The sequence below is a fragment of the Blautia pseudococcoides genome (assembly GCF_001689125.2).
GTDB classification, from domain to species: Bacteria; Bacillota; Clostridia; order Lachnospirales; family Lachnospiraceae; genus Blautia; species Blautia pseudococcoides.
The window spans coordinates 4,717,715-4,734,605 of record NZ_CP015405.2 but is presented as its reverse complement, the minus strand read 5'-3'; the positions used below and the strand labels follow the sequence as shown (position 1 = coordinate 4,734,605).

The 16,891-nt window shown below is 45.8% G+C and carries 13 protein-coding genes; all 13 read right to left on the bottom strand.

Annotated features, from left to right (window positions below):
• Positions 1 to 61 precede the first annotated feature (61 nt).
• A complete protein-coding gene (locus A4V09_RS22280) occupies positions 62 to 1,435 on the bottom strand; it encodes a V-type ATP synthase subunit B (RefSeq protein ID WP_065544260.1) in 1,374 nt (457 codons plus the stop codon).
• A complete protein-coding gene (locus A4V09_RS22275) occupies positions 1,435 to 3,201 on the bottom strand; it encodes a V-type ATP synthase subunit A (protein WP_065544259.1) in 1,767 nt (588 codons plus the stop codon). The genes A4V09_RS22280 and A4V09_RS22275 overlap by 1 nt, the downstream gene beginning before the upstream one ends.
• A gap of 94 nt (positions 3,202 to 3,295) precedes the next feature.
• Positions 3,296 to 3,616, bottom strand: a complete 321-nt coding sequence (locus A4V09_RS22270) for a V-type ATP synthase subunit F (RefSeq protein ID WP_065544258.1) — start codon at positions 3,614 to 3,616, stop codon at positions 3,296 to 3,298.
• Positions 3,609 to 4,586, bottom strand: coding sequence for a V0D/AC39 family V-type ATPase subunit (locus A4V09_RS22265; protein ID WP_065544257.1), 978 nt, complete (start codon positions 4,584 to 4,586; stop codon positions 3,609 to 3,611). Before A4V09_RS22265 ends, A4V09_RS22270 begins: the two co-directional genes overlap by 8 nt.
• Before the next feature lie 28 nt (positions 4,587 to 4,614).
• Positions 4,615 to 5,208 (bottom strand): V-type ATP synthase subunit E, encoded by a 594-nt coding sequence (locus tag A4V09_RS22260; RefSeq protein ID WP_065544256.1) that lies wholly within the window; start codon positions 5,206 to 5,208, stop codon positions 4,615 to 4,617.
• Positions 5,209 to 5,284: 76 nt separating this feature from the next.
• Positions 5,285 to 5,761 carry a V-type ATP synthase subunit K gene (locus A4V09_RS22255; protein ID WP_065544255.1) on the bottom strand — a complete coding sequence of 159 codons (477 nt, stop codon included), beginning with the start codon at positions 5,759 to 5,761 and terminating at the stop codon, positions 5,285 to 5,287.
• On the bottom strand, positions 5,758 to 7,794 hold the full coding sequence (locus tag A4V09_RS22250) for a V-type ATP synthase subunit I (protein ID WP_065544254.1): 2,037 nt from the start codon (positions 7,792 to 7,794) through the stop codon (positions 5,758 to 5,760). Before A4V09_RS22250 ends, A4V09_RS22255 begins: the two co-directional genes overlap by 4 nt.
• Positions 7,795 to 7,971: 177 nt before the next feature.
• Positions 7,972 to 8,280 carry a hypothetical protein gene (locus tag A4V09_RS22245; protein ID WP_065544253.1) on the bottom strand — a complete coding sequence of 103 codons (309 nt, stop codon included), beginning with the start codon at positions 8,278 to 8,280 and terminating at the stop codon, positions 7,972 to 7,974.
• Between the two features lie 185 nt (positions 8,281 to 8,465).
• Positions 8,466 to 9,707: an ABC transporter substrate-binding protein gene (locus A4V09_RS22240; protein WP_065544252.1), complete on the bottom strand. Its 1,242-nt coding sequence runs from the start codon at positions 9,705 to 9,707 to the stop codon at positions 8,466 to 8,468.
• A 155-nt stretch (positions 9,708 to 9,862) separates the two neighbouring features.
• Positions 9,863 to 10,912: an AI-2E family transporter gene (locus tag A4V09_RS22235; RefSeq protein WP_065544251.1), complete on the bottom strand. Its 1,050-nt coding sequence runs from the start codon at positions 10,910 to 10,912 to the stop codon at positions 9,863 to 9,865.
• Positions 10,913 to 10,975: 63 nt separating this feature from the next.
• Positions 10,976 to 11,638, bottom strand: coding sequence for an RluA family pseudouridine synthase (locus tag A4V09_RS22230; protein ID WP_065544924.1), 663 nt, complete (start codon positions 11,636 to 11,638; stop codon positions 10,976 to 10,978).
• 1,590 nt (positions 11,639 to 13,228) lie between these two features.
• Positions 13,229 to 15,517, bottom strand: coding sequence for a hydratase (locus tag A4V09_RS22225; protein WP_065544250.1), 2,289 nt, complete (start codon positions 15,515 to 15,517; stop codon positions 13,229 to 13,231).
• A gap of 284 nt (positions 15,518 to 15,801) precedes the next feature.
• Positions 15,802 to 16,887, bottom strand: a complete 1,086-nt coding sequence (locus tag A4V09_RS22220; RefSeq protein WP_065544249.1) for a PucR family transcriptional regulator — start codon at positions 16,885 to 16,887, stop codon at positions 15,802 to 15,804.
• Positions 16,888 to 16,891 lie beyond the last annotated feature (4 nt).

Sequence of the window (16,891 nt, the reverse complement as noted above, 5' to 3'; positions counted from 1 at the left end):
CCTCTTTCTATGCATTTTCTGTTGGAACAGCAGGATATTTTGTCCTGCTGTCACGCCGGCATTATTGTTTACCGTAATATTCATCAAGGAATTTATCATCTATACGTTTCAGCTCGCTCCTCGGCAGTATGGAAAGCAGCTTCCAGCCGATACGCAGTGTCTCCTCAATATCGCGGTTTGTGGTATAGCCCTGTGAAACATACTCTGCCTCAAAAGCATCCGCGAATTTTGCATAGATAAGGTCAATATCAGAAAGTGCCGCCTCACCAAGGATCGTCATCAGCTCTTTTGCCTCTTTACCACGGGCATAGGCAGCGAATAACTGGTTCATGGTGTTTGCATGGTCAGCACGCGTCTTACCTTCACCGATACCTTTATCTTTCAGTCGTGACAGAGACGGCAGAACATCAATAGGCGGTGTTACACCCTTTCTGTAAAGCTCACGGCTCAGAATGATCTGCCCCTCGGTGATATATCCGGTAAGGTCAGGGATTGGATGGGTTTTATCATCCTCAGGCATGGTAAGGATCGGAATCATGGTAATGGAACCATTACTTCCCTTCTTACGTCCTGCTCTTTCATACATGGTTGCCAGGTCTGTATACATATAACCCGGATATCCACGGCGTCCCGGAACCTCTTTACGGGCTGCGGAAACCTCACGCAGGGCATCTGCGTAGTTTGTGATATCGGTAAGGATTACCAGTACATGCATATCTTTCTCAAATGCAAGATATTCTGCTGCGGTGAGGGCCATCTTAGGCGTTGCGATACGCTCAACAGCCGGGTCATTTGCCAGGTTGATGAACAGAACCGTCCTGTCAATGGCTCCTGTCTCTTTAAAACTTTCAATAAAGAAGTTAGACTCCTCAAAAGTAATACCTAAAGCGGCAAATACAACGGCGAAGTTCTCACCCGTACCGCGAACCTTAGCCTGTCTGGCGATCTGTGCTGCCAACTGCGCATGAGGAAGACCTGATGCGGAGAAAATAGGCAGCTTCTGGCCACGAACCAGTGTGTTCAGACCATCAATGGCAGATACACCGGTCTGAATGAACTCTTCCGGGTACATTCTGGCAGCCGGGTTCATAGGCAGACCATTGATATCACGCCTCTCATCCGGAAGGATCTCCGGACCTTCATCAATAGGACGTCCCATACCGTCGAATACACGGCCCAGCATATCCTCAGATACACCCAGCTCCATGCTTCGTCCCAGGAAACGCACCTTACTGTCAGACAGGTTGATACCTGTGGAGCTCTCGAAAAGCTGTACCAAAGCATCACTTCCGTTGATCTCAAGTACACGGCAGCGGCGTGTCTCACCGCTTGCCAGCTCGATCTCACCTAACTCATCAAAATGTACATTTTCAACACCGCGCACCAACATCAGAGGGCCGGCAACTTCCTGTATGGTTCTATACTCTTTCGGCATTAGAAGTCCTCCTTCCCAAATACATTGGCAATATCAACAGCAAGCTCTTTTAAAACTGCATCATATTCTTTGTCCAGTTTGTCCTCAGTCACATATTTAAAACGGCCGATCTTCTCACGTACTTCCATTTTGATCAGACCCTGGATATTAGCACCTTTTTCCAGCGCCTCTTTTGCCTGCTCATAGAAAGCCAGAACCAGCTTCATCATCAGATGCTGTTTCTTCAGTGAACTGTAGGTGTCCACCTCATGGAAAGAGTTCTGATGCAGGAAGTCCTCACGGATGGAACGGGCAGCCTCCATTTTCAGCCTGTCAGAAGCTGAGAGGGCATCCATACCAACCATCTTAACGATCTCTTCCAGTTCCGCCTCATCCTGCAGAAGACTCATGAGCTTCTGGCGGTTCTCCATCCAGTCTGCAGCCACATTGTCGTCAAACCAGTCAGCCATGTTATCCACATACAGGGAATAACTGGTCAGCCAGTTGATCGCCGGGAAATGACGTTTGTATGCCAGTGCGGAATCCAGTCCCCAGAACACCTTAACAATACGCAGGGTAGCCTGGGATACAGGCTCGGAAATATCACCACCCGGAGGGGATACGGCTCCGATAACGGAAAGTGCACCCTCTCTCTGGTCGCTTCCCAGAGAAACCACGTGTCCGGCTCTCTCGTAGAACTGCGCCAGACGGGAACCCAGGTATGCAGGGTAACCTTCCTCACCCGGCATCTCTTCCAGACGTCCTGACATCTCTCTAAGCGCCTCTGCCCAGCGTGATGTGGAGTCTGCCATCAGAGCTACGGAATAACCCATATCACGGAAATATTCCGCAATGGTGATACCTGTATAAATAGAAGCCTCACGTGCCGCAACAGGCATATCGGAGGTATTTGCGATCAGAACGGTACGTTCCATCAAAGACTGTCCTGTCTTCGGGTCTTTCAGTTCAGGGAACTCGTTCAAAACGTCTGTCATTTCGTTTCCACGCTCGCCGCATCCGATATAAACCACGATGTCGGCTTCAGCCCATTTTGCAAGCTGATGCTGGATAACTGTCTTACCGCTTCCGAATGGTCCCGGAACGGCTGCCACACCGCCTTTTGCGATAGGGAAGAAGGTATCCACTACTCGCTGTCCTGTTACCAAAGGCATTTCCGGCGGCAGTTTTTTCAGATAAGGACGGCCTTTACGAACCGGCCATGTCTGCATCATTCCCACTTCTTTGTCACCGTCTTTCGTTTCGATAACAGCAACCACATCCTCCACCGTAAATTCACCGGCTTTGATCTCTTTTACCTTACCATTGATCCCGTAAGGAACCATGATCTTATGGTTTACGACGATCGTCTCCTGTACCGTACCGATAATATCGCCGTTCTGTACCTCGTCACCTACTTTAACAGTAGGAACGAAATTCCATTTCTTATCTCTCTTCAAAGAAGGAACCTCAACACCACGCTTTAAGTTGGTGCCGGAAACCTTCATAATTTCATCCAGCGGACGCTGGATACCATCATAGATACTTGTGATAAGACCCGGCCCAAGTTCTACGGAAAGAGGCGCATTCATGGATTCAACCGGTTCTCCCGGCCCCAGTCCTGATGTCTCCTCGTATACCTGAACACTGGCTTCGTCACCGTGCATCTCGATGATCTCACCAATCAGACGCTGATTACTAACACGGACAACGTCGAACATGTTCGAGTCCCTCATGCCCTCCGCGATAACCAGCGGTCCTGCAACTTTTTTAATCGTACCTTTGCTCATCGGAACGAATCACCTGCTTTCTAAATTAGTTCGTATCTGTGACATTTCGCCACCTGAATTCCGGAAACTGCGGCGCTGCCGCTAACCGGACCTTTTAATTATTGCTGAAAAGAATATCCGATCCAACAGCCTTCTCCACGGATAATTTAACTCCCTGCACACCTTCACCGGTATTTCCGAAAACGCCCGGTATCAGGATTATAGCAGGAAAAAGCTGCTCCTGAAATTTATCAATCGTCTTTTTACACTCTGCGGCCAAAGCTTCTGTGATATAAATGATCCCATATTTGCTTGCTGCCAGATGTTCCAGTTTTTCTTCAGCTTCTTTTCGGGATGTTACCGGGAAGGTATCCAGACCCAGTGTAGCAAACCCGTAAATACTGTCGTAATCGCCCACAACTGCAATCTTAAACATACATTTCCCTTACCCTTTCCCGGATGGAATCATCCGAAAGGCCGCTGCGTTTGCCGGACAAAATGATTCGTACCGTTTTGATCTCGTTCTCCCTGGCAAGCACATAGGCAACCAGAGGTCCCACTGAAAATGACTGATATTTCTGAGACTGCATGGTCTCCATCATACGGTTGTCGCACCAGCGTTCAAATGCGGACATAGACTCTGCAATGGCCTTTCCGCCCTCTGCATAAGCAGTACCTGACAAATATTCCACAATGGCATCAATGCCGCTTACTGCCGCTTTGGAAAGCTGTGTCACACTCAGGGATTCACATTCCACCATGGCACGCTTCATAAAGTCCATGTTTTTTGCGGTTTTCTGTGAACGCACAGCGATCTTAATATCTGCTATGGCAACGGTAGACTCCGCATAATCCTTGATAATGCTGTCCTTTGCTTCCCTGCCTGCTGCATAGATAGCTTCCAGGGCTGCCTTGTCCACAATAACATCACAGAGCTGTCCGTCCCTTGTGTGAAGCAGTGTCTCGTAGGCCTCTTTTGCAGCGCCGGCCATATATTGGGGAAGTCTGGAAAAATCCTTGCTTCTCACGATCTCCAGCATCTCATCCGGTGAAATGGCAGTGTCATCATAATAGATGTTCATGGCCCTGCCGTTCTCCTCCGTACATACATCCTTGATGGCTGCCTTCAGATTGTGGAACATATTCGGATAGGAAAGTACATCAAAGACGGACATGTCAACACCCAGGTCTTTAATATTTTCCCAGATTTTTTCCTGCTCCCTGGTCAATATTGTCTCTGCATTCACCGGCGTATCCGCGCCGCCCCAACCCTTTTCCTGTATAAGCTGCAGGCACTGCTCCTCTGTCTGGCAGGCCATGAGCTGGTCAAGAGTGGCAGAAGTGAATAACGCCGTCTCAAGCGCACGGATTCGCGCAACCGCATAGGTATATTTTGTATCAATCAAGATAATTCCTCCTTCTTGCGGTTATCGCTTACGAAAATAATAATGCATGAACTTTATCGGAAAGTTCACCTCTCTTGGAATCAAACATGGCCTTAAAGGTACAGTTTTCCTCGATTCCACCATATATAAGGACAAAGCCGCCGCGGATATTTCTGTGTTCTTTGGAAAGAACCAGTTTTCCGCCCTTTTTCCCGGCTATGCCTGAAATTTCTTTTTCAAAACCCTGCGGCATTCTCTTCAAATCTTCAGGTGAGAAACAAATTTCCCCTTCCTGAGCCAGAACGAATTTGTCCAGCATTTTGCGAAGCATGTTGAAATATGTCTCGTCATCTGCAGAAAGCAGTGTATTATAGGCTCTTTCCAATACTTCGGAAATCACTTCCTGCTTTGCTTCCAGAAGCGCTTTTCTTTTCTGCAGATCACAGGAGGAAAGTGCGCGTTCCTTAATATTTTCAACATCAGCCTCCGCTTTTTTGGAGATACGTCCGCATTCTGCTTCCGCCTTTTCTTTCATCCCCTGTTTTACTGCTTCTGCGCTTCTCTGCGCCCGGTCGATGATATCATTAGCGGAGCTTTTTGCTTCATCCAGAATCTGGCTTTTCATTTTTTCTAATCCAGTCATTCTTTAGCTCTCCTTTACTATTTCTATTCTGTCCTGTAATATCTGTCCCCATGCAGGGACTGCTCTCCTTTTATAATTAGAAGGAAAGGTTCGTTACGGAAAGAATGGAAATCAGCAGAGCAAGGATTGCATAGGTCTCAACCATGGCTGGGAAGAGCATAGCTTTACCGAACTGTTCCGGTTTCTTGGCAACGATGCCGATAGCTGCTGCAGATGTCATTCCCTGATATTTACCGGAGATCAGACCAACGATACCGATCGGCAGACAAGCTGCTAATACCAGTAAGCCCTGCTGTGGTGTCAGGTCTAACATACCGCCGCCTAACAGACCGATCTTGGAAAGTGTGATAAAACCAACCAGCAGACCATAGATACCCTGTGTACCGGGCAGAAGCTGCATGATCAGAACCTTTGCAAATTTGCTTGGATCTTCAGTAACAACACCTGAGGCTGCCTGACCGGCAATACCTACACCAATAGATGAACCTGCACCTGCTAATAATACTGCTAATGCTGCACCAAGTAATGCGTAAACAATTCCTAACTGACTCATAAATAAGTTTCCTCCTTAACATCTACATATTTCGTAGTTAATTTAAACGGGTTGAAAGGTCTTCCTCCACCCTCATAAAACTTGCCGAAGAACTCGACAAACTGTAAACGGTTTGTATGCACGTATGCGCCCAAAAGATTGATTGCCAGATTCAGTGAATGTCCGACAATAAAGATCACGATAAAACCAATAGCAGCGATAAAGCCATCTCCCAGCATACTTGCCATCTGATTTACTACAGACGCGATAACACCTGTTGCAAGACCCAGGGCCAGCAGACGGGAATAGGATAATACATCACTCAGCCATCCTGTTACATTGTATATATCATACGCACCCAGCGCCAGACGCAGTGCGATGTTCTTATTGGCACGGCCTGACATAAGGAGCAGGCCTACAGCACCTGCGATCGCCAGCACTTTTCCAATCTGCGAAACTGCCGGCGGAAAGGTTCCTTCCGGAAGCTGGGAAATAGAAGCAAAGATACTGCTGGGAAGCAGCATCATGATCAAACCGATCAAAAATACATACCAGATTATAACATCACAGAAGAAATCCATATATTGTTTTTCTTTCAGCTGCATGTATCCCTTTAAAGCAAGTCCCATAAACAGATGGATCACACCAAACAGCATTGCATACAGCAGAAGACGCATAGGGTCATTCAGCGGAACGAACCAGGCAGCCTTGATCAGTCCGCCATCCGGTACATTTGCGTGGAAGAACGTTTTCGCGATCACATCCACAGCATCTCCGAAATATCCTCCGAAGAGTACGCCCCATACCAATGTGGATAGTCCACAGTACATAAACATCTTCAGTGCCTTATGCATGCCCTGGCCCATACGCGGATATTTTTTCAGTACAATAAAACATGCCAGGAAAATGATCAGTCCGTAAGCCGCATCAGACAGCATCAGACCGAAGAAAAACACATAGAAAAACGACATGATCGTCGTAGGGTCAACCTCGCCTTTTTTTGGAAGACCGTAAGATTCCAATACACCCTCCACGGACTGGGAGAATGGATTGTTGCTCAGAAGCACAGGTGCTTCCTCATCCTCCTGTATCTCCTCCACGTCAAAGACCAGATCATAGCCTTCCTCCATTGCCTTTTTCACTGCGGGAACTGCCTTCTGCGGTATATACCCACTTACAAAAAAGGTCCTGGAAGACTGTGGAATATGTCCCAGGAGTTCATATTTCTCTGCTCTGGTACGGAAATAGTCAGATATCAAACGCAGGTCTGCGCGCTTGTCTCCATATTCAACAATATGCTTCTGACAAGTATCAATTTGTTTTTGGACAGCACCGATTTCTGCCTCCAAATTTTCTTTTTCGACCGCCGGAACTTCATCCACGATCTGAGATGGCTTAGCAAAGCCGCCCTGCCGCAGCGCATCCTCCACCTGGTGCGCGTCCTTTTTCAGACACAATGCAACAATATAAGTGGAATCTCTGTCCGCAGAAAGGACTGTCACATCCACGCCTTCAGCCTCGGGAGCATACTCCGCGATCAGGCTGTAAACCGCTTCCAGTGTCATTTCTCCCGAAATAGCACCGATGAGTGCCCTGGTAGAACCTGTGCCCTCAAAATTCATAGGCACATCCAGACGCATCCATGGAGCCAGTGCTTCTATCTGGTTCTCCATTTTCTGGATATTTGCACGGCACTCTGCGATTTCTTTCTGCCAGCCGGTTATTCTCGAAGCAATGTCCATCATTTCTTCTTTTCTAACCGCTACCTGGTTGTAAGCTTCTTTTTCAATCAGTTTTTTTCCTTCCAGACTGGACAGCAGGGATTTTTTCTCCGGTGCATATTCCTGCAGGATATCCAGTGCTAAGTCTGCCAGATTCGCTTTCTTTTCAAAAGTGTTTCTGGCTCCCTGGGTATCCATCTTTTCAAAGCCTGACTCATCGTCCAGAACCTGGGTCATTTCCATGACGCCCATGGTCTGCAGCTTTTCCAGGATGGCTTTCCGGTCCCTCTTCAGCGCGCAGATACTGACTCGCTGCATCTGCATTACTGCCATACTCTCATCCCTCCTTTAATTCGTTTTCTTGTAACGGTTCAGTCCCCTCACAGTAACAGGCGAAAATCCATGCTGGATCGCCTTTGGCGATGGGATTTTCGCTTTGCATCCGGGGCGTCTTCTTACGGTCAGCGCAGTAAATGCGAAGACCTGCTGAATAGTTACGTTTTCTTCCTCTCAGACTAATTCGGAAATAATCAAATCAACCGCTTCTTTTTCCCGGCTTTTTGCCGCGCTCTTCAGCTCCTCGATTTCTTTTCCGGCCTCCAAAAGGGCCTCGTCCGTCTGCTGCTTTCCAAATGTTTCAGCAGAATCTCTGAGTTTTTTCGCCTTCTGCTGCGCTTCGGAAACCATATCGGAATACAACTTTTCGGAAGCTAGTTTTGCTTCCTCAGAAATCTTTTCACTCTGGCGCTTTGCATCCGCAACAATGTTTGCTGCCTCCTGCTCCGCATCCCGGATTTCTTTGATTGTTCCTTCTATCACAGTATCACCACCTTCACATAATTTAAATATTACTATGAATTATGCAATTTGTCAATTTGTTCACAATATTTTTACCGAATTACACGAAAAAAAAATGCCTTATTTTGGTAATCCTGATAAAAAAAGAGAGATTGTATATAATTTACACAATCTCCCCGAATGTCTTTGTTTAATTTGACTTTATCTTACTCGTATAAGTAGTTCTTCAGCTTTTCATCATCCAGACTCGCTGCATCAATCCACTGATACCCCGGATTGATAAAGGAATCATTCTCCAACCCCAGCCAAGCCCTGGCTGCCGCTACCACAGTGGCATATCCCATGCCGTACGGATTCTGGGCAATAACTCCGGCCTCTCTTCCGTCCTTTATGGCCTCCTTCTGCTTCTTGCCTGCATCAAATCCAACTACTGCCATATCTTCTTTTCCTGCTTCTTTAAGCGCGTCCAGAACATCATCTGCTGTCATCTGATTGGTACAAAAATAACCTTTCAGATTTGGATTTTCCTCCAGCACTTTTGCAGCCATTTCTTTGACGGACATCTCCTCATTTTCATAGGAGACATTCACAATTTTGATCTCCGGATGGTTTGCAGCGATCTCATCGGCAAATCCTGCTTCTCTGTCCTGGCTGCTCTCAGAACTTTCAATATGGGCCATGACGGCGATCTCACCGCTGTCTCCAATGGCTTCGCTGAGCTTTTTAGCAGCGTCCGCTCCTGCTGCCTTGTTGTCTGTGGCACAAACAGAGTTCACAGTTCCTGTCACAACGCCTGAATCCAGCACCACAACCGGGATTCCATTCTCCTCTGCAGTCTCAAGCTGTGCCTGGCAGGATTCCATATCTATGGCTGCCAAACAGAGAACCCCCGGATTCTCAGCCAGAACCGCGTCGATGATATTGATCTGACTCTCCACATCCGTCTCATCGGACGGTCCTTCAAAGGATAGTTTTATCTTATCATCACCTTTATATTCCAGTTTTTTATTTAAATCTTTTACGGCTGCTTCCATGCCTTTTTTTACAGTTTCCCAGTATCCTGTCTTGGTACTCTTGACAACTACTGCAATATGGCCGCCGGCCTCCAGATTCAATCCCTCCAGGGACGTATAATCAATGGTACCGGCACTGCTTTTCAGAGTTGTCATGGTCAAGTCTTCAGACATGTCAGCATCTTTCTCTTCTTCCGCATCCTGGCTTTTCTCATCCTCACCGGTATGCTCTGCGTTCTCTGTATTTTCTTTTTCCACTTCCTTCTGATTCTCTTCTGTATCCTTCTGAGGTTCCCCACTACTTCCCACAACCGGTTTATCTTCGGCTTTCGCCTCCGTGTTCACAGGTACCTCATTCTTATTCTTATCACCGCATCCTGCCAGGGAACCCACTGCCAGCGCGATGCATAATAAAGCAACTATCGTACGTTTCATGCCCTACCTCCAAGGCTCATACCATGCCCCTGCACGGTTTTACCAGATTTTTACATGGACTTCTCTTCATTTTAACTACGTTTCCATTATACACGAAACTATACATTAGTCCATATGCTTTTTGTAATAATTTCGTAAAATTTTCAGGAACTTTTCTATTCATTTTTCCCATAGTCCAGAAGATTCCATTCGCGTAAAATCCCGTAAATCACCAAAGCGGAAAGTGGGCCAAGCAAAAAACCTGCTCCTCCGTACAAAAAAAGACCCAGATACACGGACAGCAGAACAAGAAGAGGGGATACACCCACTTTTTTTCCGATCAGGCGGGGTTCCAGAAACTGCCTGACGCAGCTTGTAACAAGATAGAGGGCGATACATCCAACAGCACCCACAGCATTTCCCCTCAGGGCAAGCACCAGGGCTGCGGGCACAAGAAATGTTCCTGTTCCCAATACCGGCAGGGCGTCCAAAAGTCCCAGTGCCAGCCCGGCGAGGAGGAAATGGGATGTTCCCAGTAAAAACAGTCCGGCTATGCAGAGCAGAATAATAATTCCCATGATCTTTATCTGGGCTTTGAAATATTCCGCTATTCCGTTCTTCAAATTCCGGAAAAGATTTCTGATCTTCACGAAAACCGGCCAGGAGGCGAACTGCGCTTTCCAGTCTCCGTGTTCCTGCAGGATCAAAACTGCGGATACCACGCACAGAATCAGGCCGCCTACCACCACAACACACGTTTTCATGGAATCCACCGCAGCTTCCATGGACTGGCTTCCGTCAAAAAAAGAACTGCCCAGATTGCTGAGCTGCATATAAATATACTGACTGCTCTCCTGAGCCGGTATCCCCATTGTGTACTCCACCTGTCTGCAGCATTGTCCGATGATCTGGCAGAATTCTTTTTTTATCACCGGATAGAAAGAGATCAGCCGTCCAATCTGTGTGGATAGGGCCTGGAGAAGCCACATGAAGCCGAGAATGCTTGCCACTGAGAGAAGAAGAATCAGAACCGCGCCAATGCCCCCCTCTGTAAAATGAAGTTTTCTGCAGAGTTTCCGGTCAGCCAGCCATCTGGCCGCTGGAAGTATGGCGAGTGCCAGAAGCCCCCCTAAAAGAAATGGGAGCATCACAGGTACCGCATATTTCATTATCAAAAATACGCCTGCGAATACTCCCACTGTTATGCCCGCCTTCTTCCATCTCATCTTCCACTCACCATACCTTATTTTTTTTGTTCTTCTCTATCAGTATGCGTGGACTTTTCTTACCTATACTATAGGAAAATTTCCAGAGGGCTTTACCTGGAATTCCATTTTTTTCTTTGTTTTTGGATGGGCAAATGATAATTTGTATGCACATAAAGCTATGTACTGCCATTCTTTTTCTTTCCCTGCCTGGGGATTGTATTTGGTATCCCCCAGCAGCGGGTGGCCTGCGTATGCCATCTGGACACGGATTTGGTGATGACGGCCTGTCAGAAGGTGGATTTCCAGTAATGATCTGTCTTCCTCCTCTTTTAATACACGGTATTCCAGAACGGCTTTTTTGCTTTGAGGCGTTTTTTGCCTGGATACTCTGGATGTGTTGGTTTTGGCGTCTTTGATCAACTCATTTTCCAGGCGGGATTCTTTTTCTGTCAGAATGCCGCTGACAGCGGCAAGGTAGTATTTTCCCATTTTGCCGTCCTGGATCTGGGTGTTTAGATTTTTGGCTGCCTCTTTGGTTTTTGTGAAGACCAGGATGCCTTCCACGGGCTGATCGAGGCGGTGGATCACGGCAAGGGAGGGAGGATCGCCTTTTGATGTCAAGTAGGTTAGGAGGATGGATTCCAGGTCTGGGGTGTTGATCTTTTTGGTTTGGACGGGGAGGCCTGGAGGTTTGTGACAGATTAGGAGGTGGGGGTCTTCGTATAGGATTTTAGGGGTTATCATGGTTATTGGGTCCTTTTTTATTTTATTGGCAAAAGGGACGGAAAATACAGGGAGATGGGGCAGGTGGATCTTCGTGAAGCTCCACTGAAACATCACACGGACACAGCACACACCCCGGCCCCATCTCCCTGTATTTTCCTGGTTTTCACTGTCGGGAGGGATATCATTACCAATCTATATCAGTAGCTTTATATAATGAAGAAAGATAATGGTGTTGGCGTACTATGCGAAATTGGAAAATTGGTGTGAGACAGGGAAACTTTGTTTGCCTGAGGGTATTATAGCATAAAATGCAAAAAATGAACAACCGTCATATCTTCGATTTTCGGATACAACGGTTGTTCTAATGATCTGCGTTATTCAATTTTTTTATTCCTTTCTTTTTCTAATATTGATAAAAAATCCGGAATGAATACTGTTATTTTGTTCCTTCCTTATTCTTTTATACTTCTTTTTAATCTTCTCATTCCCTATTTATAAATCTTTCACTCAGAATTCTTAATCTCTTTGAGTTTCCTTTCATTTCTTGTATGAATGTTCTACCCAAATCCCTTTTGGACTCTGACAAAGCCTTCATTGAAATGGTCTTCACTCTTCTTGGATATTGAAATTCTGGTTGTCTGATAAGATTTATTGAAAGTTCATATCAAATCTATTATGGATAATAAAAAGCTTCTAACAAATAGTTCGGGCTATTTTGTTTTCAAAACATTTCTTTATACATTTCTTCGGGATATAAAATAACTTACTTCTTTTTCAAGAAAATCTAAATACAACAGGCTTATTTCAACAAATTTAACTTATTATATCTTCTACATTTTTATATCTTTGAATGATGTATAAATACTTTGTTCTTTCAAAATATATTTCTTTACATATATTCTGAAACCTTTTTATTACTTTTGTGGTAAATGTTCAATATGAGGGCACTTTCTGATATATCACCTAACCGCTTATTTATCCTCTTAATAGGATTCTTTTTCGGTCTTATGTAGTTAGGTCTTTCTCTAGGGAACTATGCCTTACCACTCTCATATTGATAATTGATATTCGCTATTTCCAATGGAATATACCTCCTCATCAATATTTCAAATGACACCTTTTACATTACTTTTTATCCTTGGTACTGTTATTCTTTTGTACTTTTTGTATTTCTCATACGTTGTACTGTTTAACATTACTCTTGATCCTATTATGTATTCTCCATACACTTTAAGGAGATATAATGTTTTATCCTTTGTACCTTGTCGCCAACTTCTTAAATAAAATTTATCTTCTCTTAGTTAAGAATTGGTTATGTAGTAATGTGTGTAGGTGTTTTCTTTTGATGGTTATATATTACCATGGGTTGTTCCATTTGTCAATATACTTTTTTAAAAAAGTTCTATTTTTTTATAAGTCATATCTTTAGTATTATTAAGCTGTAAATTATGTATATTTATGTGAATTTAGTATACAATTCTTGATAAACATAATAATTCTGAACATTGGAAATTGCCAAAACAAAACACCGTACGACACATTATTTTATCCTTCATACTGAAAATGTCTGGTTTTGTCGGATAAATGCTGTGCCGTACGGTTTTTATGTTAACCTCTGTAGTAGTTGATCAGACAGCCTTTCAGAATGATTTCACGTTCATCATCTGTCAAATCACCTATTTTAACTGTAAATTCTGTACAGGAATCTCCTGCCACATAGATTTTTATTTCCTCTGCCTTTTCCTCCACAGCCTTTCGGATTCCCGGAAGGAACAGATAATCGCCTTTCTTGAACGGCAGATCACCGGCCTTTATGAGCAGGGGAAGCATTCCCCAGTTGATCAAGTTGGAGCGGTAGCGTTTGGTCGCGTATTCATTGGCAATGTTAGCCCATCCACCCAGCACTTTCTGACAGGAAGCAGCCTGCTCTCTGGCTGAACCGTCGCCCGGTTTAACTGCAAAAATGGTGCTTCCGATCCCTGTGTTGGAGCTGTCCATATCAGGACACAGTTCTCTCAGTTTATCCCACACCGGTTTCAGTTCAGGCACAGCCTCCAGCGGACTGTTTCCTTTCTCACGGGCTTTCTCCGCAGCCTGGACCCCTTTTGCGAGCGGTACATACTCCGGATCTTTTCTGGACAAGGTAAATTCGGCAAGTCCCAGAGGGTTGGAGCGGAAGGATGAAGTCTCGCCGGACGGGATCAGTTCATCTGTTGTGGTGACCGGATCATGGATCTCGGAAACCACCTTAAGCACCAGGTTCTCCGTGAGAGCCGGCATTTCAGGCCAATCCTTGATGTTGGGGCCAAATTGTATTTCTGTATCCGGGTCAGCGATGCCTTTGCTGTCAAATACCCGGTTCTCATAAATGGCCTTGTCAAAGAAGTAGCGCGGTTTTGTATATTTCACATCATAGTCAGTTGCCGCGGTCAGATATCCCTTGTTCGCTGCAGTGGCTGCAATGGAACGGGCATCCATCAGAGCCACAGAGGAAATCTGTCCGTTCTGTACTTTGGAGCCTTCCCGGTTAGGGAAGTTTCTGGTTGAGTGGCGGATGCTCAGGGCATTGTTTGCAGGAGTATCCCCGGCGCCGAAGCAGGGGCCGCAGAAGGCAGTCTTCACAATGGCACCTGTCTGCATAAGATCTGCCAGGACTCCGTTCTTGGCGATCTCCATGTAAATCGGTGTGCTGGCCGGATAAACGCTTAATGTAAAGGCATCTGAACCAATACTGGTGCCTCTTAATATGTCCGCGGCATCACAGATATTCTCAAATCCGCCGCCTGCACAGCCTGCAATGATGCCCTGCTCCACATACAGCCTGCCGTCATGTACCTTATCTTTCAGTGTAAAAGGAATCTTGCCGTCCAGGCTCACCTGTGCCTTCTTCTCCACATCATCCAGAATATCCATCAGGTTTGCGTTTAACTCTTCTATGGTGTAGGTATTGCTTGGATGGAACGGCATGGCGATCATAGGTCTTACCTGGCTTAAATCCACATAGACCATTCCGTCATAATAAGCCACTGCTCCCGGAACCAGTTTTTTGTACTCCTCCGCCCTTCCATGTACTTCATAGAAATCTTTTATGGTATCGTCTGTGGTCCAGATGGAGGAGAGACATGTGGTCTCTGTAGTCATAACGTCAATTCCAATACGGAAATCAGCACTCAGCCCGGAAACGCCGGGGCCTACAAATTCCATAACTTTATTCTTTACATACCCGTTGGCAAACACAGCGCCGATAATAGCCAGGGCAACATCCTGAGGCCCCACGCCCGGCATGGGCTTTCCGGTGAGATAAACACCTACAACCTCCGGCCTGTGTATATCATAAGTCTTTCCTAAAAGCTGTTTCACAAGCTCCGGACCGCCCTCGCCCATAGCCATTGTTCCCAGGGCACCATAACGGGTATGGCTGTCGGAACCCAGGATCATCCTGCCGCCGCCTGCCAGCATTTCCCTTGCGAACTGATGGATCACTGCCTGATGAGGCGGCACATACATTCCGCCGTAACGCTTTGCGCAGGTCAGACCAAACATATGGTCATCCTCATTGATGGTCCCGCCCACTGCACACAGAGAGTTATGACAGTTTGTCAGCACATAGGGAATGGGGAATTTTTCAAGCCCGGAAGCCCTTGCCGTCTGAATGATCCCTACAAATGTAATATCGTGGGATGTGAGTTTATCAAATTTAATCTTTAAATCATCCATATTCCCGGATGTATTATGTTTTTCCAAAATAGAGTAAGCCATTGTCTGCCTGGATGCTTCTTCCCTGTCAAGAGACGCTGCACCTGTCATCTGCGCAACAGCGTTTGCTGCCTTGGGACTGTCTTCCACCAGATCGGTCCCATTCACCAACCAGACACCGCCATCATAAAGTTTCACCATGATATATCCTCCTTGTCGCTAATTTGTATCATTGTATACACTTATACAGTTCTTTTCTATTATACGAATTATCACGCTAAAATGCAAGCATTTTATCTCTCTATCGCTTTATTTAATTCAAGTGCCCTTACCGTCCGCATACCTTGTCCCGCCAGGTGTCATCCGTAAGGGGATTCCGCGCGGTTTCCGGCAAAATACCGGAGCCGGAAGGAGCTGTGAAAAAGCTGCCACATGCCCCGGGTGGGTTCCCCGCGGCATATGGCAGCTCTGACATATGATCCTCTTTAATCCTGTTTTTTCATAAACTCCATATAACTGGAAACCATCAGCGCGATCTTGAATGTCAGCGCATCATCAAACACTCTGATGTCAAGCCCAGTGCTTTTCTGGATCTTCTCCAGTCTGTATACCAGTGTATTCCTGTGCAGGAACAACTGGCGTGAGGTCTCTGATATGTTCAGGTTATTGTCAAAGAATTTGTTGATGGTATTTAACGTCTCATCATCCAGGGATTCCGGCAGTTTTCCACCGAACACCTCTTTCATGAACATTTCGCACAGAGGCATGGGAAGCTGGTAGATCAGACGTCCAATCCCTAAATTGTTGTATCCCACAATTGTTTTCTCAACATAGAAAATCTTACCTACATCGAGAGCCATTTTAGCTTCTTTATAAGAGCGTGATACATCCTTTATCTCGTGGATAATATTGCCGTATGATACACGCACCTGTGACATAGCCTCCGCATTGAGCATATCCACGATCATTTTGGCAATGCTCTCAATGGACTCATAATTGTCGGTCTCCTCCAGAGTCCTGACAATAATTATATTTTTCTCATCAATCGCTGTAATGAAATCATTGGTTCTGGACACAAACAGATTCTTCAGGATCTCAATGGCATCCTGGTCCTTCTCATTTTTGGTCTCAACCAAAAGCACTACTCTCTTGGCCTCCACCGGGATGTGCAGCTTCTTGGCACGATTGTATACATCAACCAGAAGCAGGTTATCAAGGATCAGGTTCTGGATAAAGTTGGATTTATCAAAACGTTCTTTGTATGCCACTATCAGGTTCTGGATCTCAGCAACTGCTACACGGCCAATCATATAGGCGTCCTCATTGCCGCCTTTTGCGATCAGAATAAACTCCACAGACTGCCCGTCGTAAATCTTGAAGAAATGGTAGCCTTTCATTACCTGGCTGTCCGCCATTGATTCCACAAAGCCGGACACATCACCGAAATCCTCGTTCTCCACCGGAAATGTAGTAGAGTTTACCTTTCCATCCACATCCATAACACAGAGATCTATTCTCGTTATGGTTCTCAATTCTTCTAATGTCTTCTGTATCACCTGGCTTGAAATCATAGTT

Bases quoted from the DNA above. Each gene is read 5' to 3' on its own strand.
- A4V09_RS22280 (WP_065544260.1), bottom strand. From the start codon at position 1,435: ATGCCGAAAGAGTATAGAACCATACAGGAAGTTGCCGGCCCTCTGATG.
- A4V09_RS22275 (WP_065544259.1), bottom strand. From the start codon at position 3,201: ATGAGCAAAGGTACGATTAAAAAAGTTGCAGGACCGCTGGTTATCGCG.
- A4V09_RS22270 (WP_065544258.1), bottom strand. From the start codon at position 3,616: ATGTTTAAGATTGCAGTTGTGGGCGATTACGACAGTATTTACGGGTTT.
- A4V09_RS22260 (WP_065544256.1), bottom strand. From the start codon at position 5,208: ATGACTGGATTAGAAAAAATGAAAAGCCAGATTCTGGATGAAGCAAAA.
- A4V09_RS22255 (WP_065544255.1), bottom strand. From the start codon at position 5,761: ATGAGTCAGTTAGGAATTGTTTACGCATTACTTGGTGCAGCATTAGCA.
- A4V09_RS22250 (WP_065544254.1), bottom strand. From the start codon at position 7,794: ATGGCAGTAATGCAGATGCAGCGAGTCAGTATCTGCGCGCTGAAGAGG.
- A4V09_RS22240 (WP_065544252.1), bottom strand. From the start codon at position 9,707: ATGAAACGTACGATAGTTGCTTTATTATGCATCGCGCTGGCAGTGGGT.
- A4V09_RS22235 (WP_065544251.1), bottom strand. From the start codon at position 10,912: ATGAGATGGAAGAAGGCGGGCATAACAGTGGGAGTATTCGCAGGCGTA.
- A4V09_RS22230 (WP_065544924.1), bottom strand. From the start codon at position 11,638: ATGATAACCCCTAAAATCCTATACGAAGACCCCCACCTCCTAATCTGT.
- A4V09_RS22225 (WP_065544250.1), bottom strand. From the start codon at position 15,517: ATGGTGAAACTTTATGATGGCGGTGTCTGGTTGGTGAATGGGACCGAT.
- A4V09_RS22220 (WP_065544249.1), bottom strand. From the start codon at position 16,887: ATGATTTCAAGCCAGGTGATACAGAAGACATTAGAAGAATTGAGAACC.